General features: G+C 73.5%; 18 protein-coding genes and 1 pseudogene. 5 read left to right on the top strand and 14 right to left on the bottom strand.

Annotated elements, in window-relative coordinates; all coding sequences use genetic code 11:
- Positions 1-36: 36 nt before the first annotated feature.
- Together ABZ840_RS02685 and ABZ840_RS02690 are read right to left on the bottom strand one after the other, a co-directional pair.
- On the bottom strand, positions 37-2,496 hold the full coding sequence (locus tag ABZ840_RS02685; RefSeq protein ID WP_361552052.1) for a glycoside hydrolase family 3 C-terminal domain-containing protein: 2,460 nt from the start codon (positions 2,494-2,496) through the stop codon (positions 37-39).
- Between the two features lie 71 nt (positions 2,497-2,567).
- Positions 2,568-3,839 (bottom strand): MFS transporter, encoded by a 1,272-nt coding sequence (locus tag ABZ840_RS02690; protein WP_361552055.1) that lies wholly within the window; start codon positions 3,837-3,839, stop codon positions 2,568-2,570.
- A gap of 172 nt (positions 3,840-4,011) precedes the next feature.
- On the opposite strand from ABZ840_RS02690, the gene ABZ840_RS02695 reads away from it, so the two are divergent.
- Complete coding sequence (locus ABZ840_RS02695; protein WP_361552058.1) at positions 4,012-4,620, top strand: TetR/AcrR family transcriptional regulator; 609 nt, start codon at positions 4,012-4,014, stop codon at positions 4,618-4,620.
- Here the strand turns inward: ABZ840_RS02695 and ABZ840_RS02700 are convergent.
- The 4 genes from ABZ840_RS02700 to ABZ840_RS02715 all read right to left on the bottom strand — a co-directional run bounded on the left by ABZ840_RS02700 (position 4,617) and on the right by ABZ840_RS02715 (position 10,006).
- On the bottom strand, positions 4,617-5,855 hold the full coding sequence (locus tag ABZ840_RS02700; RefSeq protein ID WP_361552061.1) for an MFS transporter: 1,239 nt from the start codon (positions 5,853-5,855) through the stop codon (positions 4,617-4,619). The genes ABZ840_RS02695 and ABZ840_RS02700 overlap by 4 nt on opposite strands.
- Positions 5,856-5,887: 32 nt before the next feature.
- Positions 5,888-7,696 carry an ABC transporter permease subunit gene (locus ABZ840_RS02705; RefSeq protein ID WP_361552405.1) on the bottom strand — a complete coding sequence of 603 codons (1,809 nt, stop codon included), beginning with the start codon at positions 7,694-7,696 and terminating at the stop codon, positions 5,888-5,890.
- A 125-nt stretch (positions 7,697-7,821) separates the two neighbouring features.
- The gene (locus ABZ840_RS02710) at positions 7,822-9,345 is read right to left on the bottom strand and encodes an ABC transporter substrate-binding protein (RefSeq protein WP_361552064.1); all 1,524 of its coding nucleotides are present in this window, start codon (positions 9,343-9,345) and stop codon (positions 7,822-7,824) included.
- 79 nt (positions 9,346-9,424) lie between these two features.
- Positions 9,425-10,006, bottom strand: coding sequence for a GNAT family N-acetyltransferase (locus ABZ840_RS02715; protein ID WP_361552067.1), 582 nt, complete (start codon positions 10,004-10,006; stop codon positions 9,425-9,427).
- 177 nt (positions 10,007-10,183) lie between these two features.
- On the opposite strand from ABZ840_RS02715, the pseudogene ABZ840_RS02720 reads away from it, so the two are divergent.
- Both ABZ840_RS02720 and ABZ840_RS02725 read left to right on the top strand, forming a co-directional pair.
- Positions 10,184-10,408 (top strand): annotated as a pseudogene (locus tag ABZ840_RS02720) (sugar phosphate nucleotidyltransferase); the annotation flags it as partial.
- A gap of 19 nt (positions 10,409-10,427) precedes the next feature.
- Positions 10,428-10,916, top strand: coding sequence for a hypothetical protein (locus ABZ840_RS02725; protein WP_361552436.1), 489 nt, complete (start codon positions 10,428-10,430; stop codon positions 10,914-10,916).
- 105 nt (positions 10,917-11,021) lie between these two features.
- Here the strand turns inward: ABZ840_RS02725 and bla are convergent, their stop codons facing one another.
- Complete coding sequence (bla, locus tag ABZ840_RS02730) at positions 11,022-11,951, bottom strand: class A beta-lactamase (protein ID WP_361552070.1); 930 nt, start codon at positions 11,949-11,951, stop codon at positions 11,022-11,024.
- Between the two features lie 79 nt (positions 11,952-12,030).
- Complete coding sequence (locus tag ABZ840_RS02735) at positions 12,031-13,680, bottom strand: penicillin-binding transpeptidase domain-containing protein (protein ID WP_361552073.1); 1,650 nt, start codon at positions 13,678-13,680, stop codon at positions 12,031-12,033.
- A 156-nt stretch (positions 13,681-13,836) separates the two neighbouring features.
- On the opposite strand from ABZ840_RS02735, the gene ABZ840_RS02740 reads away from it, so the two are divergent.
- Together ABZ840_RS02740 and ABZ840_RS02745 are read left to right on the top strand one after the other, a co-directional pair.
- Complete coding sequence (locus ABZ840_RS02740) at positions 13,837-14,700, top strand: LysR family transcriptional regulator (RefSeq protein ID WP_361552076.1); 864 nt, start codon at positions 13,837-13,839, stop codon at positions 14,698-14,700.
- A gap of 23 nt (positions 14,701-14,723) precedes the next feature.
- Complete coding sequence (locus ABZ840_RS02745) at positions 14,724-15,611, top strand: serine hydrolase (RefSeq protein ID WP_361552079.1); 888 nt, start codon at positions 14,724-14,726, stop codon at positions 15,609-15,611.
- A 24-nt stretch (positions 15,612-15,635) separates the two neighbouring features.
- Here the strand turns inward: ABZ840_RS02745 and ABZ840_RS02750 are convergent, their stop codons facing one another.
- The 6 genes from ABZ840_RS02750 to ABZ840_RS02775 form a co-directional block, all read right to left on the bottom strand.
- On the bottom strand, positions 15,636-17,294 hold the full coding sequence (locus ABZ840_RS02750) for a bifunctional metallophosphatase/5'-nucleotidase (protein ID WP_361552082.1): 1,659 nt from the start codon (positions 17,292-17,294) through the stop codon (positions 15,636-15,638).
- 247 nt (positions 17,295-17,541) lie between these two features.
- Positions 17,542-18,300 (bottom strand): class I SAM-dependent methyltransferase, encoded by a 759-nt coding sequence (locus tag ABZ840_RS02755; RefSeq protein WP_361552085.1) that lies wholly within the window; start codon positions 18,298-18,300, stop codon positions 17,542-17,544.
- 321 nt (positions 18,301-18,621) lie between these two features.
- Complete coding sequence (locus ABZ840_RS02760; protein ID WP_361552088.1) at positions 18,622-19,785, bottom strand: S8 family peptidase; 1,164 nt, start codon at positions 19,783-19,785, stop codon at positions 18,622-18,624.
- A 125-nt stretch (positions 19,786-19,910) separates the two neighbouring features.
- The gene (locus ABZ840_RS02765; protein ID WP_361552091.1) at positions 19,911-20,846 is read right to left on the bottom strand and encodes a LysR family transcriptional regulator; all 936 of its coding nucleotides are present in this window, start codon (positions 20,844-20,846) and stop codon (positions 19,911-19,913) included.
- A gap of 36 nt (positions 20,847-20,882) precedes the next feature.
- Positions 20,883-23,171 (bottom strand): FdhF/YdeP family oxidoreductase, encoded by a 2,289-nt coding sequence (locus ABZ840_RS02770; protein ID WP_361552094.1) that lies wholly within the window; start codon positions 23,169-23,171, stop codon positions 20,883-20,885.
- A gap of 206 nt (positions 23,172-23,377) precedes the next feature.
- Positions 23,378-24,913: an alpha/beta fold hydrolase gene (locus ABZ840_RS02775; RefSeq protein WP_361552097.1), complete on the bottom strand. Its 1,536-nt coding sequence runs from the start codon at positions 24,911-24,913 to the stop codon at positions 23,378-23,380.
- Positions 24,914-25,035 lie beyond the last annotated feature (122 nt).

Here is a 25,035-nt window from a genome sequence, read left to right on the forward strand (position 1 = left end):
GGGGCCCGCCGCCCTCGGCGGGCGGCGGGGGGTGGCTCAGCTTTCGGCCGTCACACTGCTCCGCAGGCGGACGTCGTCGAGGGAGCGCCCGGTCTCGGCGGTGTACGTACCGGGGACCAGCCGCCAGCCGTGCGCCCGCTCGTCCCAGATCTCGGCCGCGCGGCGGGGCACGGCGACGGTCGCCTCGGCGGTCTCCCCGGGCGCCGCCGAGACCGTGGCGAAGCCCGCGAGACGGCGGGCCGGCCGCTCGACGGAGTCGCCGTCGGGCACGGCGAGGTAGACCTGCACCACCTCCCGGCCCGCCCGGTCGCCGGTGTTGCGCACCCGTACGGTGACCGTGCCCAGCGCGTCGCCGCCCGCGGCGGGGGCGCAGGTGGCCGTCTCGTACTCCCAGTCGGTGTATCCCAGGCCGTGTCCGAAGCAGTACGCGGGCTCGGCGCCCGCCTGCTGCCATGCCCGGTAGCCGATGAAGACACCCTCCTCGTAGGGGAGTTCACCGTCTTCGGGGGTCACGCGGGTGACCGGCGCATCGACGAGGCGGGCCGGCCAGGTGGTGGGCAGCCGCCCGCCGGGCTCCGCGGCACCGAGGAGGACGTCCGCGAGGGCCGCGCCGGCCTCCTGGCCGGGGAACCAGCTGAGCAGCACGGCGGCCACACCGTTCCGCCAGGGCATCTCCACGGGCGAGCCGGAGTTGACGACCACGACGGTACGGGGGTTGGCGGCGGCCACCCGCTCGACCAGCTCGTCCTGGCGGCCGGGCAGCCGGAGGCCGGTACGGTCGAAGCCCTCGCTCTCCACCCGCTCGGTGGTGGCGACCACGACGACGGCGGTGTCGGCGGCGCGTGCGGCGGCCACCGCCTCCTCGATGAGTTCCTCCGCGTCGCGCCGGGGCTCGCGGTGGGCGAGGGCGAATCCGACGGCCTGGATCGGCGTGTCCGGCAGGTCGGGAACGGTGTGCATCAGGGCGACCTCGACCGGCTCGCCCGCGGTGAGTTCCGCTTCCCCGCGTGCCACGGGAGCGCCGAAGAACGCCTCGAACGGGTCGGCGTGGTCGGGGCGCTCGGTGCCGTCGTGGAGCACGCGGTCGCCGACGGTGAGCCGGAAGCCGCCCACACCCTTGGTGCCGAAGAGGTGCGTGCCGCTCTCGCGCGGGGTGAAGGTGCCGGTGATCTCGACGGTGTGCAGTGTTTCGTGGGTGACGCCGGCCGGCAGGTCGTCGCCGTGCCACTGGACCGCGCCGTTGGGCAGTGTGGTCTCCCCCAGCACCCGCCCGGCCCGGTCCCGGCAGACGGCGCGCAGCGTGAAGTCCCGCCCCGCCGCTGCCAGTTCGTCGCTGGGGTCGGCGCCCACGCAGTAGGTGAGGTCGCTCTCGGGGAGGGCGGCGCGCAGCCCGTCGAGCGGGGAGACGATGTGGTCGGGGAAGACCTGCGCCGAGCCGCCGCCGAGTACGCGGGCGTCGCGGGCCGCGGCCCCGATGAGGGCGACGGTGCCGGGCCGGTCGGGGCCGAGGGGCAGGGTGCCGCTCTCGTTCCGTACGAGGACGAAGGCGCGGCGGGCGATCTCGCGGGCCAGCGCCGGGCCGTCGACCGGGGCCGGCAGGGCGGCGGGCTCGACGGCGGGCGGTGCGCCGTCGAGGGCGCCGACGCGGGCGGCGAGCCGGAGTACGCGGCGTACGGCGGCGTCGACCAGGGCCTCGTCGACCTCGCCCGTGCGGACGGCGGCGGCCAGTGCCGGGCCGTAGACGGTACGCGGTCCGGGCATGGCGACGTCCAGGCCGCCCTCGATCGCGCCCTTGGTGGAGCGGGCGGCCATCCAGTCGGAGACGAGGAAGCCGTCGAAGCCCCACTCGCCGCGCAGGACCTCGTTCTGGAGGTGGTGGTGCTCGGTCATGGTGGTTCCGTTGACCGAGTTGTAGGCGGCCATGACGCCCCAGGGGCGGGCCTTCTTGACGATCGTCTCGAACGGCGCGAGGTACAGCTCGCGCAGCGGTCGCGGGGCGACGAGGTTGTTGACGGTGAAGCGGTCGGTCTCGGCGTCGTTGGCGACGAAGTGTTTGACGGTGGTGCCGACGCCGCCTTCCTGCACTCCGGTGACGTATCCGGCGCCGATCTCGCCGGTGAGGTGCGGGTCCTCCGAGTAGCACTCGAAGTGACGCCCGCCGAGCGGGGAGCGGTGCAGGTTGACGGTCGGCGCGAGGAGGACGTGCACACCCTTGCGGCGGGCCTCCTGCGCGAGCAGGTGACCGGCGCGGCGGGCCAGCTCCGGGTCCCACGTCGCGGCCAGCGCGGTGGGGCTGGGCAGCGCGACGGAGGGGTCGTCGGCGGTCCAGCGGACGCCGCGCACCCCGATCGGGCCGTCGGACATCACCAGCGACCGCAGGCCGATCTCGGGCAGTGCGGGCAGCGCCCACATGTTCCGGCCGGCCAGCAGCCGGGTCTTGGCGTCGAGGTCCAGCTTGCCGAGCGCGTCCTCGACGGTCGCGTCGTACGGGGTCATCGGTGGCTCCTCCTTGGTGCGCGGGGGTGGTGCGTCGGGCGCGGCGGCCCGGCCGGTGCCGGCCGGGCTCATCAAGTGCCCTTGATGCGGGTGACGAGGACGGATCCGGCGAGCGCCGCGGCGGCGGCGATGCCGAACAGCAGGGGATAGTTCTCTCCCCCGCCGGTCGCCAGGACGAACGGCGCGATCATCGGCATCAGCGACTGCGGGAGCGCGTTGGCGATGTTGATGACGCCGAGGTCCTTGGCGGGGTTGGCCTGGTCGGGCAGCACCTGGGTGATCATCGCCATGTCGACGGCGTAGAACAGCCCGCCGCCGACGCTCATGACGAGCTGGGCGACGACGATCCAGGTCAGGTCGGGTGCGAGGGCCAGCAGGGCGAGCCCCGCCGCGACCACGATCCCGGCGGCGACCACGAAGGGCTTCCGGCGGCCGAACCGGTCGGAGACCCAGCCGCCGGCCGCGGCCATGACGGACTGGACGGCGTAGCCGCCGGCGACGAGCAGTGCCACGGTGCCGGCCGTGGCGGCGGCGCTCAGCCCCATCCGGAAGGGGAGGTAGTAGGCCAGGTAGGTCATCGGGGCGACCGAGCCGAAGATCACCAGGAACTTGGTGAGCCAGGCCCAGCCGAGGTCCGGGCTGCGGCGCGGGTCGAAGACGAAGCTCGCGAGGAACTCCCGCGGCGAGAACGGTTCGGGCGGTTCGGCGGGCGGGCGGTCGGCCAGCCGGAGGACGAACCAGCCGACGAACACGACGGTCAGGACGGCCGGCAGCAGGAACATCGCACGGGGGTCGGAGGTGACCGCGGCGATGCCCGATCCGGCCAGTACGGCGGCGGTGAGGCCGGTGCCGATGGCGCCGGAGGCACTGCCGCGGGCGGCTTCGGGCACCTGGTCGGGGATGGTCGCCATGAGCGCCGCGTATACAGCGTTGAAGGCGGCCTGGACGAGGGCCCAGCCGGCGACGAGGGCGGGCACGGAGGGCACGAAGGCGATCACCGTAAGACCCAGCAGGCCGCCGAGCACTCCCCCGACGAGCCAGGGGCGGCGCCGGCCGAAGCGGGAACGGGTGCGGTCCGAGAGCCTGCCGAAGAGCGGGTTGGCGATCACCGCCACGACGGCGCCCACGCCGAGGACCAGGCCCAGTACGGCTTCCTTGCGGTGCGGGGCGACGTCCGCGACGCGCAGCGCCATGGTGACGATGACCGGCGTCATCAGGGCGCTGTACAGGCCGAAGTTGGCGAGTCCGAGGCGGAGGACGAAGCCGCGCGGCGCGGTGTCCGGGGCGGGTCCCACGGACCCGGCAGGTCTGGTGGCGGGGGCGGGAACGGCTGCCTGATCCACTGCCGTACCTCCTCATTGAGGCAATGAAAAACGGCTCGGACAGGGAGGAGGCGGGGGCGGCTCCCTGTTGTTCGCAGCATCCTGTACCTGCTACCTGTTAAGCGGTAGGTACCGTTTCCTTTTCGTTACCTTCAAGGATCCGGGGCGTTCCCGTTCGGCTAGGCTCGGCGGCGTGAAAGCGAACGGACCCGGGGCACGGCACGGCAAGGGGCGGGCCGTGCGCGGCGAGGACCGCCGTGCCGAACTCCTCCGAGCGGCGCTGGAGGTCATCGCGGAGCGCGGTTACCGCGGCGCCTCGCTGAGCGCGGTCGCCGAGCGCGTCGGCATCACCCAACAGGGGCTGCTGCACCACTTCCCGAGCAAGGAAGCGCTGCTCGTCGCGCTACTGGAGGCGCGGGACGAGTGGGACATCAGCGGTGGCCCGCGGCCCGGCGGCGAGCCCTGGCCACTGGACCTGTACGCCTCGCTGGTCGAGTACAACGCGATGCGGCCCGGCATCGTCCAGACGTTCTCGGCCCTGCTCGGCGAGAGCGTCACCGGCGACCATCCGGCGCGGGAGTTCTTCGCCCACCGGTACGCATTGGTGCGGCAGTCCGCCGCCGACTCACTGCGCGGCGAGTTCGGTGACCGGCTCCCCGGCGGTCTCACCCCGGAAGAAGCGGCGCCCCTCCTCATCGCGGTGATGGACGGCCTTCAGTACCAGTGGCTCCTGGACCCCGAGGCCGTCGACATGCCGGCCGCGTTCCGCGTGCTGCTCCGGCTCCTCGGGCGCGCGGACTAGGCGGTTTCCCGGGGCCGACGGGGCAGCAGGAGGACGGCCAGGGCCGGTACCGCGGCGAGGGCGAGCCAGGGGACGGCCGGCGGGAGTCCCGTGGTGAGGAGGGAGCCGGTGGCGGAGCTGCCGAGCAGCACGAGGAGGCCGGAGACGGAGGACATCGCGCCGGTGTAGAGGCCGAGGCGGCCGTCCTCGGCGAGGTCGGGGACCCAGGCGCGGGCGGCGGGCGCGACCAGCATCTGACCGAGGGTCAGCAGGACGACGAACGCGGCGGCGGGAAGCAGGCCCGGTACGCCCGTCCAGCCCGCCGGGCGGGCGAGGGCCACCACGCCGAACCCGGCAGCGATGAGCAGCAGCCCGGCCGCCATGGAGCGGCGCAGGTCCAGGCGGTCGGCCGCCCAGCGGGTGACCGGCAGCTGGGCCGTCACGACGAGCAGCGAGGACAGCGCGAACAGCCAGGCGAGCGGGGCCTGCGAGCCGGCGGCGCGGGCCACCTCCTCGGGGAGGGCCAGATAGAGCTGGTTGTAGGCGAGCAGGTAGGCGCCGTAGGCCACGCACAGGGCGAGGAAGCGGCCGTTGCGGAGGGCCGTGCGGATGCCGCCCCTGCCGCGCGTCCTGGTCCGGCCGGGGATGTGCTGGGGCAGCAGCCGGACCTGGCCGGCCAGGACCAGGACGAAGACGCCGGCTCCGGCGAGGCACGCCGTGCGGAAGTCCACGGCCAGCAGGAGGGAGCCGAGGAGCGGGCCGAGGAACGCGCCGGCCTGGCCGGCCACGGTGAGCAGCGCCAGCACTCGGGTACGGGGGCCGTTGCCCGCGTCCTCCCAGGCCACGGCCTGCCGGGCGACCTCGGACTCCACGGCGGGCGAGAACAGCGCGGCGGCGAAGCCGATGAGCAGCACCGCGCCGATCACGGCCCAGGGCCGTGCCGCGTATCCCAGCCACGCGAAGCCCGCGATCCGCAGTACGCAGCCGGTCAGGACGACGGGCCGCACGCCGTACCGGTCGGCCAGCGCGCCGCCCACGACGAACAGCCCCTGCTGGCTGAAGGTCCGCAGGCCCAGCACCAGGCCGACCAGCCAGCCGGCCATGCCGATCCCGGTGCCGAGGTGTTCGGCGAGGAACGGCAGGACGGCGAAGAAGCCGATGTTGAAGGCGAGCTGGGTGAGGATCAGCAGGCGGAGGAGCGGCGAGAGGGCCCGCCAGGTGTGCGCGAGCGAGCCGGGCGCCCGGAGCCGCGACATAACCCGGCCCCGCTCCCCGGAGCGGACGTCGGTCACACCAACTCCCGTACACCGTAATCCTGTTGAGCACCCTTCGGACTCGCGTCCGGGAGGAGGTTCCGCGGGCCGTCGCCCGGGCCGCCGGGCGCGGACACGCTCCTGCGATGACGGCCCCGGAAGGCGCCCGCCGCCGTCACCGCGAGGGCGCCGAGCAGGGCGAGGACGGCGGCCGGCGCGAGCACGGTCCAGGGAGCGCGCTCCACGTACGGCTGGTTCTCGGCGAGCAGCAGCCCCCACTCCGGCGACGGCGGCTGCGCGCCCAGCCCCAGGAAGCCGAGCGCGGCGAGGGCCAGGGCGATTCCGGGCAGCCGAACGAGGGCGTGGCGGGTGACCGGCGGCAGCACGGCCGGCAGCAGCTCGTGCCGGAGCACGTACCAGCGGCCCGCGCCCAGCGCGCGGGTCGAGGCGAGGTGGGTGGTGGCCCGTTCCTGCTGGAGCAGGGCCGAGGTGTGCGCGGCCAGCGGCGCCCACGCGACGGCGGCCACGGCGAGCGCGGGCGTCGACGGGCCGCTGCCGGCGACGCCCGCGACGAGCAGGCCGGCGAGGACGGGCGGTACGGCGTTGACGGTGTCGACCAGGGGTCCGGAGAGCCGCGGCAGCAGGCCCAGCAGGACGCCGGTCACGAGCGCCGCGGCGCTCAGCGCGAGGGCGAGCGTCAAGGTGTCGAGCGCGCCGTGGGCGACGCGCGCCAGCATGTCCCGGCCGAGGGAGTCGGTGCCGAAGGGGTGCGCCCCGGAGGGCGCCCGGAGCTTGGCGGTGGTGTCCAGGGCCAGCGGGTCGCGGGGCAGCCCGGCCGCGACCACGCCCAGCAGCACCACGCCGTAGAGGACCGGCAGGGTCCGGCGGGTGGCCGGGACGGGCCGGTGGAGCGTCGGCAGCGCGCCGTCGCGGAGCGCGGGGCCGAGCAGCAGCCGGGCGGCGCCGCGGGTCACGGCCCCGGCGACCGCCGCGAGCAGGACGAGGGCCAGCGTGCCGGCCTGGAGGACGGGCAGGTCCTGGGCGGTTGCGGCCTGGAGGGTGAGGCGGCCGAGCCCGGGGATGTCGAAGATCTGCTCCACGGCGACCGCGCCGCCGGTCAGGCCGACCACGAACAGCCCGAGGTTCGGCAGCAGTCCGGGGACGCAGCGGCGCAGCGCCTGCCGGGCGACGCGCCGGGCGGGCAGGCCGCGCGCGGTGGCGGCCAGCGCCCAGGGCTCGGCGAACGCGCCGGGCAGCAGGTCGTCCAGCACCCGGCCGAGCAGGCCGCCCGCCGGCAGCCCCAGCGCGAGCGCGGGCAGCACCATCCACTGCGGCCCGTACCAGCCGAGCGCGGGCAGCCAGCCGAGCTGTACGCCGACCACCGCGGCCAGCACCGACCCGGTCAGGAACTCCGGCAGCGCGGCCAGCATCGCCGTCCCGCTGCCCCCGGACCGGCGGCCGCCCAGCCGACGGGCCGCGCCGAGCCGGAGCGTACGGGCGCACACCGCCCCGGCCGTGAGCAGGGCGACCACCAGGGCACCGGCCATGAGCAGCAGGGAGACGCCGAGGGCCTGGGCGACGGACGGGGTGACGTCGGCGCCGGAGATCCAGGACCGGCCCGCGTCGCCGTGCAGGAACAGCCGTCCGAGCCACTGCCCGAGCAGGTGCAGCGGCCCGCTGTCGAGCCCCAGCTCGTCCCGGATCGCGCGCAGCACGTCGGGGGTGGGGTCACGGTCGGCGGACCGCGCCTTGAGCACCGTCAGCGCGGGGTCGGTACGGGACAGCCACGGCAGCAGGCCGATGCCGCACACCAGGACGGCGGCGAGGACGAGCCGCCAGAGCAGCGCGGGGGCACGCCCGCTGACGAGCGCCCCGGCCGCCGCGCGTATCCGTACCGCCGGACCGGCGTGCTCACCGCCTCCGGTCACACCGGTCCCGCCGCGCCGCATACCGCTGCCCCGCCCGCCGCTCAGCGCCGCGTTCCGGTGCCGAGGAGGGCACGCTCGTACGGGTCGTAGGTGACGCCCTGCACAGAGGTGCCGACGCCGGTGATGATCCGCTGGTGGACCAGCGGCACCACCGCGTCCGTGCCGAGGACCGCGGCCTCCGCCGCCATCGTGGCGTCCTGCCGTTTGGCGGTGTCGGCCTGGCCGGCGGCCTTGGCCACGGCCGTGTCGGCCTTCTTGTCGCACAGCTGCGCAAGGTTGTAGCTGCCCTTGCAGGTGTAGTCGCTGGCGAGGATCGACACGGGGTCGCCGGTGTCGAGCATGGTGTTGCGGGCCGAGACGATGGCGTCGAACTTGCCGTCGAGCGCGTCGCTCTCCAGCCGCGCGTAGTCGCGCACCGTCAGCTCGACCTTGAAGCCCGCCTTCTCCAGCTGCTGCTGGAGCACCTGCGCGACCTCGGGCAGCTCGGGCCGGTTATTGTACGTGGCGATGTTCAGGGTGCGGCCGCCGGGGGCCGCCGGCTCCGCCCGCCCGGATGGCTTCTCGCGCTTGCCTTCCGCCCAGGTCAGCGCGGGGCCGAAGATGCCCTTGCCGGGGTCCGCATGGCCCTCGTACACGCCCTTGGCGAGCGCGGAGGTGTCGATCGCCTTCCGGGCGGCGGCCCGCACGCCGGCGTCGGCGAAGGCGCCCTTGCGGGTGTTGAGCAGCAGGCTGGTCGTGCGGGAGGTGCCCGTCTCGTGGACGGTCTTCTTGTCCAGGGAGGCCGCCTGGGAGACCGGTACGGCCTCGGCGATGTCGACCTCGCCGGTGCGCAGCGCGTTGGTGCGGGCCGCGCCGTCGGCGATGAACCGCGCGTCCACGCCGGACGCCTGCGCCCGGCCGCCCCAGTAGTCGTCGAAGCGGTCGAGGGACGCCCGGGTGGTGCCGGTGACCTTGGTCAGCTCGAAGGGTCCGGTGGCGGTGCCGACGGGGTCGACGGTGTCCTTCGCGCCGGCGCCGGCCTTCTTGCCGTCCTCGTACGCCTTGCCGGAGAGGACCACGAGGCCGGGGCTGGACATCCGGAGCGGCAGCGCCGGGTCGGCGTCGGCAGTGGTGATCCGGACCTTCCGGTCCCCCGCCGCCTCGGCGGTCAGTCGCACACCGGACAGCGCGGCGGGCACGGGCTTCGCCTCCGCGGCGCGGGTGAGGGACGCCGCGACGGCCTTCGGGGTGACCTCGGAGCCGTCCTGGAACGTGGCGTCGCGCAGCGTGAACAGCCAGCTGTGGCCGTTCTCGCGGGTCCAGGAGTCGGCGAGGGCGGGCTCCGCGGTCCCGTTGGCGTCGAGCCGGGTCAGCCCCTCGGTGACGCCGAGCCGGCTGAGGAGGGTGGCGTCGGCACCGTACGGGGAGAAGTGTTCGGCGGGCGGGAAGGCGAGCGCGACCCGCAGCCGGTCGCCGCCCTCGGCGCCGGACGACGACGACCCGCCGTTGTGGGCGGCGAAGCAGCCGGAGAGCAGGGGGGCGAGCAGGACGGCGGCGGCGAACCGACGGCGGCGGAGAGGGCTCATGGTCCTCGTTCTCTGCGTTGCTGGGGCGAGGGGTACGTGGCGGGCGGGCGCCGCGGTCAGGGCACGGGGAGCGCCGGGCTCAGGAGGCGCGGTCCGCTCCGGCCAGGGCGCGGGGCGCCGGGACGGACACCGGCAACGGCACCTCGAAGTGGACGATGCCCTGCCCGCCGTCCGGCAGCAGTCGCTCGTCGCAGACGACGGTGCCCTGCGACCGCCAGAACGGCTCGGCGCCTGTCACCTCCGGGTCCGTGTGCAGGTACACCGCGCGGTAGCCGCCCTCGGCCGCCGCGAAGTCCATCAGCTGCCGGACGAGCAGGCGGGCGAGTCCGTGCCGCCGGTGGGCGGGCTGTACGTAGATGCGGCGCAGCTGCGCGGTCTCCCCCGAGGGGAAGCGCTCGGCGATCTCGCGGGGGTTCGGCGGGTGGGCCGGGCCCCGGGAGTCGAGGGCGCCGGTCGCGACGACCGTCCCGTCCGCCTCGTCGACGGCCACCAGCAGCGTGTGCCGGGCGGGTGCGACGTAGGCTCCGTCAAGATCGATGATGTCGCGGTGCCAGCGCGGTACGTACCCCGTGCCGAAGTCCCGGTAGACCGTGTCGAGCATGACGCCACGGGCTCCGTCGAGGTCGTCGGTGGTCGCCGTCCTGATGCTGTAGCCGCGCATTTGCACATCATATGCATGAGGTAAATCCGCACAGAAACCCCCACTGTACGGCTCTTTCCGCAGGCCACGCGGCGGTACCTCTTCACAGCTCGCTCAAAGGACGGGCCAAGCCTCCCCACATCGAAGGGACGCAGGGTGTGAGGGCACTTGCACTTCTCCGTTCCCGTGAGGATCTCCATGCCCGTACGCAGCTCCCTGCCCGTACGCACCGCCGTGCGCAAGGCCGTCGTCCCCGCCGCCGGCCTCGGCACCCGCTTCCTGCCCGCCACGAAGGCCACGCCCAAGGAAATGCTGCCGGTCGTCGACAAGCCGGCGATCCAGTACGTCGTGGAGGAGGCGGCCGGCGCGGGGCTGGACGACGTGCTGATGGTCACCGGCCGCGGCAAGCGCGCGGTGGAGGACCCGTACGAAGCTGCTCGCGGTGTCGCTCGTCGTGGCCGTGGTGGCCGCACTGGCCGGACCTGCGGCGTACGCGGCCTCGGTCCCGTTCTCCTCCGGAGGCGGCGGCATGGGCGGGGTCAATCCGACGGCGGGCCCGTCGACCGGCGGCGGCATGGGCGGCCCCGGCGGGCGCGGCGGTCCCCCTTCGGGCGGGAAGGGCCGCTCGCCCGGCGCCGAGGGCGGTGCCATGACACCGCCGTCCGGTGGTCCGGGCGGTGCGTCCAGTGGTCCGGGCGTGGCGTCCGGGGGTCCGGGCGGCGGCTCGGCGGACGGCAGCGCGCGCCGGGGTGGCGGCCCGGGCGGCGGCAACAGCCTCTCCACCGAGGTCGACGCCTGGGTCAAGAAGCACGGCACGGTGGTGAAGGCGTCCGAGTACGGCGGCAAGACCTCCTCCGCCTCCTCCGGTACGGGCAACGGCGCGAACAACAGCCAGACGCTGTACCGGCTGGACGCGGCCGACATCGGCTGACGCACCGCCAGGTCCCCACGGCCCACTCGGCCTACCCGGCCCCCTCCGGATCTCCCTGACGCATCGTCAGGGCCGGAGGGGGCCGGCGTACCTACCGGCGGGCCCTCAGGCGATCCGTGCCGCCACCAGCTCCGCGACCTTGGCGACCATCGGGTTCTTCGCGGGCCCCGCGGGGTCGTAGGTGGTGGAGAGCACGGACAGCGCGAGCGGTGCGCCGTGCGGAGGCCACACCACACCCACGTCGTTGGCGACGCCGTAGTCCGAGCCGCCGCCGGTCTTGTCCGCCAGCACCCAGTCGGCGGGGAGACCGGCGCGGAAGCGCTCGGTGTTGGTGGTGTTGGCGACCAGCCAGCCGGTGAGCCGCTCGCGGTCCGGGCGCGTGAGCGCGCGCCCGAGAAGGAGCCGGGCATAGGTCGTACCGACGGCGCGCGGGCTGGTGATGTCGGTCCGCCGCCAGGGCTCGGCGGAGTTCAGCTCGGGCTCCCACCGGTCCAGCCGGGTGACACCGTCCCCGACCGAACGGCAGAACCGGGTGATCGCCGTCGGGCCGCCCAGCTCGCGGAGGAGGAGGTTCGCGGCGGCGTTGTCGCTCTCACCGACCGTGGCGGCGCACAGCTCACCGACCGTCATGCCGCCCGCCAGGTTCTCGGGCTTTCCGGTGACGGGCGTGTGCCCCGCCTTCTCGACCTCGCTGCGGGTGTAGTGGATGCGCCGGGCGAGGAACTCGCCGTCGTGGTCGAGGTCGCGCAGGACGGCGCCCGCGGCGAGCCCCTTGAAGACCGAACACATCGGGAAGCGTTCGTCCGCGCGGTACCGCACCGTGCGGCCCGTGGCCATGTTGCGGGCGAACACTCCGAGGCGGGCCGCGTACTGCTCTTCGAGCGCCTGCAACTGCCGGGTGATGCCGTCGGCCCGCCCGGCCCGGGGTCCGCCGGCGTACGCCGTGCCGCTCGCGGGCAGGGCGGCGGCCAGGGCCGTGCCGGCGCCGAGAGCCAGCACCGTACGACGGGACGGACGCGTTCTGGTGGTTTCCACGTTCCTTCTCTTCTCTGTGTGCGGCAGGCTTGCGTGCTCAGCCGATGTTCTTCAGGCGGCGTTCTTCAGGCGATGTGCTTCAGGCGATGTTCTTCAAGAACCGCGCCGCGACCGGGCCGGCGTCCGAGCCGCCGGACCCGCCGTCCTCCAGGAACACCGCCCAGGCCAGGTCGGATCCGCCCTGGTAGCCGATCATCCAGGCGTGGGTGTGCGGCGGATTCTCGGTACCGAACTCCGCGGTGCCGGTCTTGGCGTGCGGTGCGCCCGGCAGGTCTTTCAGGGCGTGTCCCGAGCCCGAGGTGACCGTGGCGCGCATCATCTTCCGGAGGTCGTCGGCCACTTCCGCATCGAGCTTCTCCGGAGCCCGGTACTTCTTCTTCACCGCGTCCGGCACCAGCACGGGCTGCTCGAAGGACCCCTGCTTGACGGTGGCCGCGATGGACGCCATGACCAGCGGTGACGCCTGGACGCGGGCCTGGCCGATGGCCGCGGCGGCCTTGTCGTTGCCACTCGTGGCGGCCGGGACAATGCCGTCGTACGTCGTGATGCCCACGTCCCAACTGCCCCCGATGCCGAACGCCCGCGCGGTGTCGCGGAGCGCCGTGTCGGAGAGCTTGCCGGCGGCGTCGACGAAGAAGGTGTTGCAGGACCGGGCGAAGGCGTCCTGGAACGTGGCGTCGTCCGGCAGGGTGAACAGGTCCTGATTCTCGAAGCGCTGCCCGTCGACACGGGCGTACTTCGGGCACGCCGCCGGGTCCGCGGGGGCCAGGCCCCCCTTCAGCAGCGCCGCCGCGGTGACGACCTTGAAGGTGGAACCGGGCGGATAGCGCCCCGCCAGCGCGCGGTTCAGCCCACCGGGCTTGTTCGCGGCGGCCAGGACGTGCCCGTTGCGCGGGTCGACGGCGACGATGGCCGCCTTCTTGGTGACCCCGGACAGCGCCTCGGCCGCCGCCCGCTGCACGCGCGGGTCGATGGTGGTCCGTACGGGACGGCCCTTGGCGGCCTTCACGGCGGTGAGCGTCTTGACCGGCTGCCCGCTCGCGCGGTCCACGACCACCACGGACTTCTTGGGCCCCTTGCCCCCGGAGAGGCGGGCGTCGTACCGCGCTTCGAGGCCGGAGGTGCCCTTGCCGGTCACCTCGTCGACGCTACCGACGAGGGAGGCGGCCTCCAGCGGGTCGCCGTCCTTGTCGAGCACCTTCGCCCGGGTGTTCCGGCTCTTGAGGGCGAGCGTCTGGCCGGCCTTCATCCTCGGATGGACCATCGGCGTCGTGAACTCCACCGTCCACCGCCCCGAGGTCTCCCGCAGGCGGGCCTGCGCGTCCCACCGGAAGGGCCCCGCGCCCGGTATCTGCATCGCCACCGTGAAGGGGAGACGCACCTCCCCGTCCCGCTCCTTCGCCCCGTCGCCCGGAGTGACCTCGGTCGCGGACGGGGCGAGGTTCGTCATGACGGACGTGAGGAGCGACCGGGCGGCGTCCGGGCTGTCGGTGTACGCGGCGGCCTTGCGCGCCTCGCCGTCCTCCCAGGCCCCGGCGAACCGCTCGAACCGGGCGGTGGCGGCGACCACCTGCGGGTCCTGCGCGCCCCGGTCCGCCAGCAGGAAGTGGTAGCCGGCCCAGCCTCCGCCGCCCAGGACGAGCAGCGCTGCGACGCTTCCGTACAGCCGCCGGCGACTCCGCCGCTGATCGTGCAGGCCCGGTCCCCCCGGAAAATTCAGGTACGTCATATGGTTCCCTCCGCTGTGCCAGGACACCCGCGACGAGCACGTCCCTCCCCCTGGGCGTCACTCCTCGGAGTCAACCCGCGACCACCGTGCATGTCGAATATGCTTTTGCGCCAAGAACGATTCGCAGGAGATATCAGCGCACGCCACGAGGACAGCATGCTCACGGAACGGCACCTGGAAATCTTCGTCGCACTGGCCGAAGAGGAACACTTCGGCGCCGCGGCACAGCGGGTGGGGATCACCCAGCCGCCGCTGTCCCAGGGCCTGCGGCGGCTGGAGGCGCTGCTCGGTGTCCGCCTCTTCGACCGCAACCGCGGCGTCGCCCTCACCGACGAGGGTTCCCTGCTGCTGCCGCACGCGCGCCGGGCGCTCGCCGCACTCTCCGAACTGCGCGAGATCGGCGCCCGCGAGCACGCCGACGGCCGGCGGCTCCGGCTCGGCCTGGCCCCCGAGGTGCCCGCGCGGCTCGCCGCCGCCGTGGCCGCCGCGCCCGTACGGGCCGGGGAGCAGACCCGCATCGGCGTGCTGACCGCGCCGACCGCCACGCTCCTGTCCGACGTCGCGGCGGGCCGGCTGGACCTCGCGGTGATCCGGCATCCGGCGGTGCTGGACGGGCTGGCCGCCGGCCGCGTGGTCCTCTTCCCGACCTGGCTCCTCTCCCCCGAGGACCACGACGGCGGGACGCCCCGGCGGCTGCCCGTCGCCGTACGGCCGCGCGAGGAGGCACCGGCGGCCCACGACCTGTTCATCGACACGCTGGCCAGCCGCGGGCGGCGGGTGGAGACCGTCGTGGTGTCCGACGAGCGCGCCGGCCTCGCCCTCGTGGCCGCCGGACAGGCGGTACTGGTCACGGCCGACGACACACTGACCGCCGAGGGCGTCGAGCGGCGCCCGGCCACGGATCCGGCGCTGCCGTTGCGGCTCCGGGTGGTGTGGGACCCCCGGCGGCCCGACGCCGCGGAGACGGCGGACATGGCTCAGCTGCTGGTGGACACGCTCGCCCGGCAGGCGGCGAAGTGAGCGCGGCGCGGCGGAGCGGCGGCGTGGCGCGCACGATCCGCGAGATGTTCGCCGACGCCGGTGTGCGCGGCTGGCTGCACGTGGCGGAGCTGCACCGCCCCGAGGCACGGGTGACCATCGACCCCGACGAGCCGGTGCCCATGGGCTCCGTCTACAAGGTGCCGCTGATGGCGGCCTTCTGCCGGCTGGCGGACGCCGGGGAGATCGATCCGGGCCGGCGCGTCACCCTGGAACCGTCGCACCGGGTCGCCGGCCCCACCGGCATCTCCATCCTTCAGGACCCCGTCACGATGTCGCTCCGCGACCTGGTCGTCCTCATGATGACCATCTCGGACAACACGGCGGCCGACGCGGTGCTCCGTGCCGTCGGCACCACGGTGGTCGACGAGGTCTGCCGCGAGCTGGGCCTGCCGGACACCCGCATCCTCGGCGGTGTCGCGGGCACCTGGGCCCGGCTGGTCGACGAGACCGGCACCGCATCGCTGGCGGCCGCCATGGAGCGCATCTCCAGCAACGACACGACCGCACCGGCCGGCGTCTACGACCCGGTGTCCAAGGCCTCCACCACGCCGTCGGACATGGCGCGGCTGCTGCGGGCGATCTGGACCGGCGAGGCGGCCTCCCCCGAGCGCTGCGCGTTCATGCGCGACGTGATGGGGAGGCAGCCGTGGCGGCACCGGCTCGCCTCCGGCTTCCCGTACGACGACGTCACCGTGTCGGGGAAGACGGGCACCTTCGGCCAGATGCGGCACGAGGCCGGGGTCGTCGAACTCGCCGACGGCAGCACGTACACCGCCGTGGTCTTCACCCAGGCGGCGCGCGCCGACAGCACCCTCCCCCGCGCCGACGCGGTCATCGGCGCGGCCGCCCGGACGGCCGTGGAGGAGCTGCGCGGCAACGAGGGCACATGACCGGGCGGCGGCGGAAGGCCCGGCTCAGTCCTGGACCGTGATCCGGTCCGCGGCGGGCGGGGCCAGCGGCTTCGACGGTGAGGTGTGGTTCTGCAGGTGGTCGACGAGTGAGGCGGTGTCGGTCGAGCCGCTGTCGCGGTCGGTGCCGTCCTTGAACGCGACGAACCCGTCGCCGCCGTCCGAGAGGAACTCGTTGACGGTGACCCGGTAGGTGCTGTCGTCGGCCACCGGGCGGCCGGCCACCCGGACACTGTCGGCGAGGAGCCGGTCGGCGCCGTTGCGGCGCAGGTCCACCGCGTAACGCAGGGCGTCGGAGGGCTGGAGGAAGCGCGGGGACGCGGCGTTGGCGCCGGAGAACCCCTGCTTCAGGGCGGAGACGAGCTGTTCGCCCGTGAGCGTCATGGTCACCAGCGGGGTCTCGAACGGCGCCGTACGGAAGGCCTCGGCGTACGTGACCACGCCGTCGCCCTCCTCGCCGGACGCCTTGTACGTGAGGTCGGCGCGGATCGAACCGGGCTGGACGAGGGCGAGTTGCGCGCGGTCGCCGCGGGTGGCCTCGGCCTGCGCGTCGGCGATCAGGTCGCCGAGCGGCCGCTCGGGGGCCGTGGAGCCGCGGCCCGGCAGGTCGCCCGAGATGTAGCCGACCGGCTTCTTCTCCAGGTCGGCGGAGCGCTCCCGCCAGGTGCGGACGAGCCGGGACATGTCCGGGTCCTGGGGCGTGGCGGTGTCGACGGGACGGTTGACGGCGCGTACGGAGTCGCGGAGCACGTCGTGCGTCCGCGGGTCGAGGTCGAAGCGTACGTCGGTGAAGGTGCGGCCGAACGAGGCCGCCTGCGTGACGATGCGCGGCCGCCCCTCGGGGTCGGGCACGGAGCACACGTACGGCTCGTGGGAGTGGCCGCTGATGATCAGGTCGACCTCGGGTGCGGTCTTCCGGGCGATGCCCTTGATGGGCTCGTCCAGCCCGGCACCGGGGCCCTGCGCGTCGCAGTCCTCGTTGTACGGCTTCACTCCGCTGTGGGCGCCGCCTTCGTGGATGAGTACGGCCTGTGCCTTCACGCCCTGGTCGGACAGTTCCTTCGCGTAGCGGGCGATGGTGCTCGCCTCGTCGTGGAACTCCACGTCCTTGATCCGGGACGCGGAGATCGAGTCGGGCGCGTGCCGGGTGATCAGGCCGATGAAGCCGATGCGCTCGCCGCCGGGCAGCTTCTTGATCCAGTACGGCGGCAGCAGCGGCTTCTCGCTGCCCTTCCGGGTGACGTTGGCGGCGAGGTACGGGAAGCGGGCGCCGTCGTACGGCTTCCCGGACACCGCGCAGCCGTCCTCGGGGTGGCAGCCGCCCCTGTCCATCCGCAGCAGTTCGTCGGGGCCCTCGTCGAACTCGTGGTTGCCCACCGAGGTGACGTCCAGACCGAGTTGCTCCATGGCGTCGACGGTCGGCTCGTCGTGGAAGTTGGCCGACAGCAGCGGGCTGCCGCCGATGATGTCGCCGGCTCCGACGGTCAGGCTGTTCTCCTGCCCTTCGCGGGCCCGCTTCACCAGGGTCGCCAACTGGGCGGCGCCGCCGGCCTGTGAGCTCACCAGCTCGCCGGTCCCGGTGCGGCGGGTGACGGCTCCGGCGGGGCCGTCGACCGGTTCGAGGTTGCCGTGCAGGTCGTTCAGCGCGAGGAACTGGACGGGCACGGCGCCGTCGGTGGGACCTCTCGCACCGGAATCGGAGACGGCTGGCCCACCGGCGGCGGCCGTGAGGGACATTCCCAGGAGGGCGACGGCGCCGAGCAGGATCGGACTGCGCCTCGCCGAAGCGGAATTCACCGCGAAAATCGACATATCGATCAGGCTAGGGTTCACCGGCCGGGCGGCAGAGGGCCTGATCACAGCTTCACCCGATGGAGTGCCGAGTACGGGGCGGCGCCCGGCGCGCGCCCGGTCAGCCTGCGCGGGATTGCGCGCGGGGCGGTTCGTCGCGGCGGAACAGGGCCGTCCACAGGAAGGGTGCACCGAAGTGCGGGGAGTCGTCGGGCTCGTCGCGCATGCGGCGCAGCTCCACCTCGGTGAGGCTCGCGAAGATCCGGCGCAGCGACTCCGGTGTGTAGGCGACCCCGCCGTGCAGACGCGAGCTGCGGTACAGCTCGGCATCGGGGAGTTCGGAGCCCATCGCGCCGGCCGCGAAGCAGCTGAGGGCGAAGTGCCCGCCGGGGGCGAGGGACCGATCCAGGAGGGCGAGGTAGCTGATGCGGCGGTGCGGCGGGAGGTGGTGGAAGCAGCCGGAGTCGTAGATCAGGTCGTACGGACCGGCGAGGGTGGTCCCGGCCAGGTCGAAGGCGTTCCCGCGGAGGAACCGGATGTCGGCGCCGGCCTCGCGGGCGCGCTCCTCGGCCCAGTCGAGAGCCGCCGGCGAGAGGTCGACGGCGTCCACCCGGAAGCCCGCGGCGGCGAGGTGGAGGGCGTTGCGGCCGGGACCGCAGCCGAGGTCGAGCGCCCGGCCCGGGGTGACCGTACCGCGGGCGAGGTACGAAGCGAGGTTCTCGTCCGGCTTCGCCGCGAAGAACGGCACGGGCCGGGCCCGGTCGGTGTAGAAACCGTCCCACCAGTCGGCCGCGCGCTCCGTCCACCGATCGGCCGCCGGCTCGAACAGGTCGTCCATGAGCCTGAGTACATCGTCGATGGTGCGCACGTGCCGGTCCATCCGGTCCCCCTCCATGGTTGCCGACTGGGTACGGTAGCGGGGCAGTCCCGCCTCGTTTCCCGGCAGGGCCCCTCCCTCTCCCCGCCGAGGAGAGCGTCTCCCGGGAGGAACCACCCCCCAAGAAGACCCGCGACAAAGGCCCCTCCCCCACCTCCGCCGCACACCTCCCGAAGCTACCGCCCGCCACTGACAATCGACCCGCGCCCGCCAAGCCGCGCCCCAGCGGGCCTCCGGAAAGGCCGGCGGGACGCCACCTGCCCGGGGGTTCCGGGCAAGTGGCGCCCCAGTAAGGCTCTTCAGCCGATGGGCACAGGTCCGGGCTCAGAGGTCCGACTTGAACAGCAGGCGGTTCGGGGTGCCGGTCGGGTTGCTGATCACGTTGGGGGTGGCGTTGTTGATCAGCCAGGTGTTCAGGGTCGAGGACGCCGTGTCGCCCTTGCTCGACTTGTACAGGGCCGCCACGCCCGCCACGTGCGGGGAGGCCATCGAGGTGCCGCTCATCTGGGTGGTGCCACCGCCGAGGCGGGTGGAGGTGACGGAGACGCCGGGCGCGAACAGGTCCGTGCAGCTCCCGTAGTTGCTGAACGACGCCTTGCGGTCGGCGCTGTCCGAGGCGGCGATGCTGATCACGCCCGGGGCGCTGGCGGGCGAGGTGTTGCAGGCGTCCGCGTTGTCGTTGCCGGCGGCGACGGAGAGGAAGACGCCGGAGTTGTTCAGCGCCGCGGCCGCGTCGTTCACCGCGGAGGAGTAGCCGCCGCCGAGCGAGGCGTTGGCGACGGCGGGCTTGGCGGCGTTGTTACGGACCCAGTCGAAGCCGGCGATGATGCCCGAGTAGGAGCCGGATCCGTTGCAGTCCAGCACTCTGACGCCGCGGAGCTGGACGCCCTTGGCGACGCCGTACGTGGTGCTGCCGACCGTGCCGGCCACGTGCGTGCCGTGTCCGTTGCAGTCCTGCCCGTTGCCGCCGAACGCGTCGTAGACGTTGCGGGCCCGGCCGCCGAAGTCGGAGTGGGTGGTGTCGATGCCGGTGTCGATGATGTACGCGGTGACGCCGGAGCCATTGCGGTTGTAGGTGTAGGTGCCGTTCAGCGGGCGGTTGCGCTGGTCGATGCGGTCCAGGCCCCAGGTGGCGTTGGTCTGCGTCGCGGATGCGGTGACCTTCTGGTCCTCCTCTATCGCCTGTACGGAGGGGTCGCTGCGGAGGTCGGCGAGCTGGTCGGCGGAGAGCTTCGCGGCGAAGCCGTTGAGGACCTTCTTGTAGAGGTGACCGGCTCTGATGTCCTCTCTGGCCGTCAGGGTCCCGGGCGCCACGCCGGGCTTGAGCGTGACGATGTAGGTGTCCTTGATGACCTTGCTGTCCGGAGCCTGCTCGACGGTCACGAGCCGGGGGGAGGTGTCCTGACCCGAGGCGACCGCGGTGCCGGCGGCGGGGACGACGGCCGCGGGCAGTGCCAGCAGCAGCGCAGCGAGGTGGGAGCGCTTCATGGGAGCGGCAGACCTTTCGTACGAGGGGGGTGCCGTCGCGCCCGGCCGGTGGGCCGGGCGGGGCGGGACTCACCCTCCGCCCGCCGCTCGCTCCGAACAATCCGTAGTTCGCTGGGTAGTACCGCCTATTCCTCCGGCAGCGGCCGCTCTCCCGGCAGGTGTTCCAGCGTCGCCGCCATGTCGGTGCGCCGGGCGATGTCGGTCAGCGCGCGGGCCATGACCGAGCCGGGCTCGCGGGCGGTGAGGACCAGCCCGATGGGCGCGGTGCGGACCGGTTCGACCAGCGGTACGGCCCGCATGCCGGGCGGCATCTCGAAGACGCGGAGCCAGGCGCGCGGCACGATGCCGGCCCACCGTCCGGTCCGGACGTGCGCGTACACGGAGGCGATGGAGTCGGTCTCCACCTGGGGCGCGGCGCGGACCCCGGCGTCGGCGAACACCTCGTCGAGCACCCGGCGCCCCTGCATGCCGGTGCTGAGCAGGCAGAGCGGCAGGGTGGCGGCGGCCGCCCAGGACACGGTGGCCGAGGCCGCCGCCGGATGCGCCGCGCCGGTCAGCAGGACGTAGCGCTCGCGGTAGAGCGGCACGGTGCGGAACTGGTCCGAGATGTCCTCGGTCAGGTACGTCACGCCGGCGTCGAGCTCGAAGTTCTCCAGCCGGCCGAGGATGTCCCGGGAGCGCAGGTCCGAGGCGATGCGCACGTCGACCAGCGGGTGGGCCGAGCAGAACGGCTCGACGAGGAGCGCGACGGCGGCCGAGGCGGTGGGGACGCAGCCGATGCGCAGGTCCCCGCTCAGTCCGGTGCGCAGCGCCTGCACCTCGGAGGTGAGTGCGTCGCGGTCGGCGAGGATGCGCTGCGCCCACAGCACGACGCGCTCGCCCTCGGGGGTGAGGCCCTCGTACTTGCGGCCCCGCCGGATCAGCGGGACGTCGAGTTCCTCCTCCAGTTTGCGGATCGCCTCCGACAGCGCGGGCTGGGAGACGTAGCAGGACTGCGCGGCACGGGCGAAGTGGCGTTCGCGCGAGAGGGCGACCAGGTATTCGAGCTGGCGGAAGAGCACCGCACCGGTCTACACCGGCCGGGCCCGATGCGCCAATCAGGCCCCGGTCGGCTCCAGGCGCACCACCACGCTCTTCGACGTCGGTGTGTTGCTGATGTCAGCGACGCTGTCCAGGGGCACCAGGACGTTGGTCTCCGGGTAGTACGCGGCGGCGGACCCCGGTGTGGTCGGGTACGGGATGACCCGGAAGGCGGGCGCGCGCCGTTCGGCACCGTCCCGCCAGACGCTGACCAGGTCCACCTCGTCGCGGTCGGCCAGGCCCAGCGCGGCCAGGTCGGCGGGGTTGACGAGGACGACGCGACGGGCGTTGTGGATGCCCCGGTAGCGGTCGTTCATGGCGTACGGGATGGTGTTCCACTGGTCGTGGGAGCGGAGCGTCTGGAGCAGGAGGTGGCCTTCGGGTACCTGCGGCGCCTCGAAGTCGTTGCGAGTGAAGACGGCTTTGCCGCTGGGGGTGGGGAAGACGCCTTCGTTGACCGGGTTGGGCAGCCGGAAGCCGCCGGGCTCGGCCACGCGGGCGTTGAAGTCGTGGAAGCCGGGGATGACGCGGGAGATCCGGTCGCGGATGGTGCTGTAGTCCCGCTCGAACTCCTCCCAGGGGATGTCCGGGCTGTCGCCGAGGGTCCGGCGGGCCAGCCGGCCGATGATGGCGACCTCGCTGAGCAGGTGTTCCGAGGCGGGTGCGAGGCGGCCGCGGGAGGCGTGCACCTCGCTCATGGAGTCCTCGACCGTGATGAACTGCTCGACGCCGCCCTGGATGTCGCGGTCGCTGCGGCCGAGTGTGGGCAGGATGAGGGCCGTTTCCCCGCAGACGGCGTGGGAGCGGTTCAGCTTGGTCGAGATGTGGGCGGTGAGGGAGCAGCGGCGCATCGCCCGTTCGGTGACGTCGCTGTCGGGAGTGGCGCGGACGAAGTTGCCGGCGACGCCGAGGAAGAACTTGGCGCTGCCGTCGCGCATGGCGCGGATCGCGTCCACGGAGTCCAGGCCGTGCTTGGTCGGCGGGGTGAAGCCGAATTCGCGCTCCAGGGCGTCGAGGAACCGCTGCGGCATGCGTTCCCAGATGCCCATGGTGCGGTCGCCCTGGACGTTGCTGTGGCCGCGTACGGGACAGACGCCGGCGCCGGGGCGGCCGATGTTGCCGCGCAGCAGCAGGAAGTCGACCACCTCGCGGATGGTGGGTACGCCGTGCTTGTGCTGGGTGAGGCCCATCGCCCAGCAGACAATGACCTTCTTGCTGGCCAGGACCATCTCGTGGACCCGGTCGATCTCCTCGCGGCTCAGGCCGGTGGCGTCGAGGATGTCGTCCCAGGAGACCTTGCGGGCGTGTTCGGCGAAGTCGGCGAAGCCGGTGGTGTGCTTCTCGATGAAGTCGTGGTCGAGGACGGTGCCGGGCGCGGCGTCCTCGGCCTCCAGGAGCAGCCGGTTGAGTCCCTGGAAGAGGGCGAGGTCGCCGCCGGGCCGGATCTGCAGGAAGCGGTCGGCGATCTCGGTGCCGCGGCCGATCACGCCGCGGGCCTTCTGCGGGTGCTTGAAGCGCAGCAGGCCGGCTTCGGGCAGCGGGTTCACGGCGATGACGCGTCCGCCGTTGCGCTTGGTCTCCTCCAGCGCGGAGAGCATCCGGGGGTGGTTGGTGCCGGGGTTCTGGCCGACGACGAACACCAGGTCGGCCTCGTAGAGGTCCTGGAGGCTGACGCTGCCCTTGCCGATGCCCAGCGTCTCGTTCAGTGCGCTGCCGCTGGACTCGTGGCACATGTTGGAGCAGTCGGGCAGGTTGTTGGTGCCGAAGGCGCGGACGAAGAGCTGGAGGAGGAAGGCGGCCTCGTTGTTGAGCCGGCCCGAGGTGTAGAAGAGCGCTTCGTCGGGCGAGTCCAGGGCGCGCAGTTCCGTGGCGAGGAGGTCGAAGGCCTCGTCCCAGCCGATCGGTTCGTAGTGGTCGGCGCCGGGGCGCTTGACCATGGGCTCGGTGAGGCGGCCCTGCTGGTTGAGCCAGTAGTCGGACTTTTCGGCCAGCTCGGAGACGGTGTGCTGCCGGAAGAAGTCGGCGGTGACGCGGCGGCTGGTGGCCTCGTCGGCGATGTGCTTGGCGCCGTTCTCGCAGTACTCGTTCTTGTGGCGCTCCTTGGCCCCGGGCTCGGGCCAGGCGCAGCCGGGGCAGTCGAACCCCTTGGCCTGGTTGATGTTGAGCAGGGTGAGCGCCGTGCGGCGGGGGGAGGTCTGGCCGAGGGCGTACTTCAGCGCGTGTGCCACGGCCGGTGCGCCGGTCGCCCACGTCTTGGGCGGGGTGACCGCCAGTCCCTCGTCCGTCGGGTCCTCGTCGGCACGCATTGCCTGACCTCGCCTTCCCTGCCCGGGCACGCCCGCGCCACCGCTTCGACACCGGTTCACGCCGCGCCCGTGCGGGCGCGGCGATCCGGTCCGATCAGCTTCCGCCAGTCCTGCGGAGGCGTCAAAGACGGCTTGGTTATCGGTCAATAGGCCGCACTTATCGCGCGGTCACGGGCGGTCCGGGCCCGGGCCCGAGCCCAGGTGCATCAGCTCCTCAGATGGCCCAGTACCGAGCGGACCGCGTGGCGGACGGCGTCCCGCGCCTGCTCGGTGTGGTCGATCGTCTCGAACCCGTGGTGGCCGTCCGGCAGGTCCACGATCTCGACCTCGGCCGCGCACTCTTTGGCGGCGGCCAGGAACTCCTCGACGGTGGCGGCGATCTCGGGGACCTCCTGCCCGACCCGCGTCAGTACGAAAGGCAGCCGTCCCGCCGACCGGATCGCATCCGCCGGGCGGAACCGGGATCCGGTGAGTCCCCAGCTCGGCGGCGGCATCAGGACCGGGTAGGTGGCGGCCACGCAGCGCAGCCACGGCGGGGGCGCCGCGAGCCAGTCCGCCGACAGCGGGCCGCCGCCGGAGAAGAACCACAGTGCGACGCGGTCTTCGTCGACGCGGGGATCGGCGCGTACGAGGGCGACGGCGTCGGCGATGTCCTCGGCGGCGCGCCCGTAGTCCGTGAGGTCGTGCAGCCGGTGGTCCACCGTCACGCCGACCGCGCCCTGCTCCGCCACGTACCTGCCGTAGCCGGTGTACGACGGCCAGTCCCGCGGTGTCGGCCGCAGCCCGGCCGGTACCGGGCCGCCGTGGACGAAGACCACGGCGGGGCGCGGCCCGTCGGCGTCCGGCGGGTACAGGTCGACGCGCCCCATCCGCTCGCGGGGCCGTTCCGGTACGTCCAGGAGGAAGGGCCGGAGGTGGCCGGGACGGGTGTCGTCCGGTGCTGACAGCCGGTGGCCCTCGCCGGCGGCAGCGTCGAGCAGTACCTCGGTCAGCTCGCCGGGGGCGGAGAGCATCGGCCAGTGTCCGGTGGCCAGGTCGAAGAAGGTGACCTCGGCGTCGACGAGCGCCATCAGGGTCGGCTCGCCGAGCCGCAGCACCTGCTCGACCATGGCGATGCTCGACCCGTTGGCGGTGCACAGGATGCCGGTCGCCGGCAGTGCGGCGGCGGCCTCGGTCAGCCGGAGCGGCTGGGTGAGGGTGCGCACCGGCTGTGGTGCGGCGAGTTCGGAGAGGCGGGCGAGCGCGGCTTCGGGCACGCCCTCGGTGCTGCCCCAGCGGTGCCATTCGCCGGGCGCGGGCGGCGGCACGAGCCGGTCGTCGCCGGTCGGTGCGTCCGGCCCGGTCGGTGCGTCCGGCCCTGCCTCCTGCCCCAGCCGGTCGCGGACCGTCTGGTCGGGGATGAGCTTGAGCGCCGGGTCGCCGTCCCGGGGCATGCCCGCGTCCAGGTAGACGATCCTCGCGATGCGTTCCGGGCGGTGCCCGGCGGCGCCCAGTACGGGGTGGATGCCGTAGCAGTGGCCGACGAGCACCACCTCGGTCGCCTCGGTCCGGTCGATCAGCGCGACCACGTCCTGGACGTGCGTCGCCAGGTCGGTGTCCGGTCCCGCCTCGTGGCGGCGGCCGCCCATGCCGGTCAGCGTCGCCGCGTGGACCTCGGCCCCCGACTCCCGCAGCCGGCCGGCCACTTCCTGCCATACCCAGTCGCCGGTGTGGGCGCCCGACACCAGGATGAATGCCGTCATGTTGGTCTCCTCGCATACCGTGCGTCCGCGAGACCGCCCCCGTAGGCCGTCCGCGCTCGCGGGTACCGTAGGAACTCCCCCTGAGGGAGGTTCAAGCGTGACCGCAGAGTTCTCCGAGTTCT

This window comes from Streptomyces sp. NPDC047117, from assembly GCF_040643545.1.
Classification (GTDB): domain Bacteria; phylum Actinomycetota; class Actinomycetes; order Streptomycetales; family Streptomycetaceae; genus Streptomyces.

Bases quoted from the DNA above. Each gene is read 5' to 3' on its own strand.
- ABZ840_RS02775 (WP_361552097.1), bottom strand. From the start codon at position 24,913: ATGACGGCATTCATCCTGGTGTCGGGCGCCCACACCGGCGACTGGGTA.
- ABZ840_RS02700 (WP_361552061.1), bottom strand. From the start codon at position 5,855: ATGTCGCGGCTCCGGGCGCCCGGCTCGCTCGCGCACACCTGGCGGGCC.
- ABZ840_RS02740 (WP_361552076.1), top strand. From the start codon at position 13,837: ATGCTCACGGAACGGCACCTGGAAATCTTCGTCGCACTGGCCGAAGAG.
- ABZ840_RS02755 (WP_361552085.1), bottom strand. From the start codon at position 18,300: ATGGACCGGCACGTGCGCACCATCGACGATGTACTCAGGCTCATGGAC.
- ABZ840_RS02715 (WP_361552067.1), bottom strand. From the start codon at position 10,006: ATGCGCGGCTACAGCATCAGGACGGCGACCACCGACGACCTCGACGGA.
- ABZ840_RS02760 (WP_361552088.1), bottom strand. From the start codon at position 19,785: ATGAAGCGCTCCCACCTCGCTGCGCTGCTGCTGGCACTGCCCGCGGCC.
- ABZ840_RS02770 (WP_361552094.1), bottom strand. From the start codon at position 23,171: ATGCGTGCCGACGAGGACCCGACGGACGAGGGACTGGCGGTCACCCCG.
- ABZ840_RS02685 (WP_361552052.1), bottom strand. From the start codon at position 2,496: ATGACCCCGTACGACGCGACCGTCGAGGACGCGCTCGGCAAGCTGGAC.
- ABZ840_RS02735 (WP_361552073.1), bottom strand. From the start codon at position 13,680: ATGACGTACCTGAATTTTCCGGGGGGACCGGGCCTGCACGATCAGCGG.
- ABZ840_RS02710 (WP_361552064.1), bottom strand. From the start codon at position 9,345: ATGAGCCCTCTCCGCCGCCGTCGGTTCGCCGCCGCCGTCCTGCTCGCC.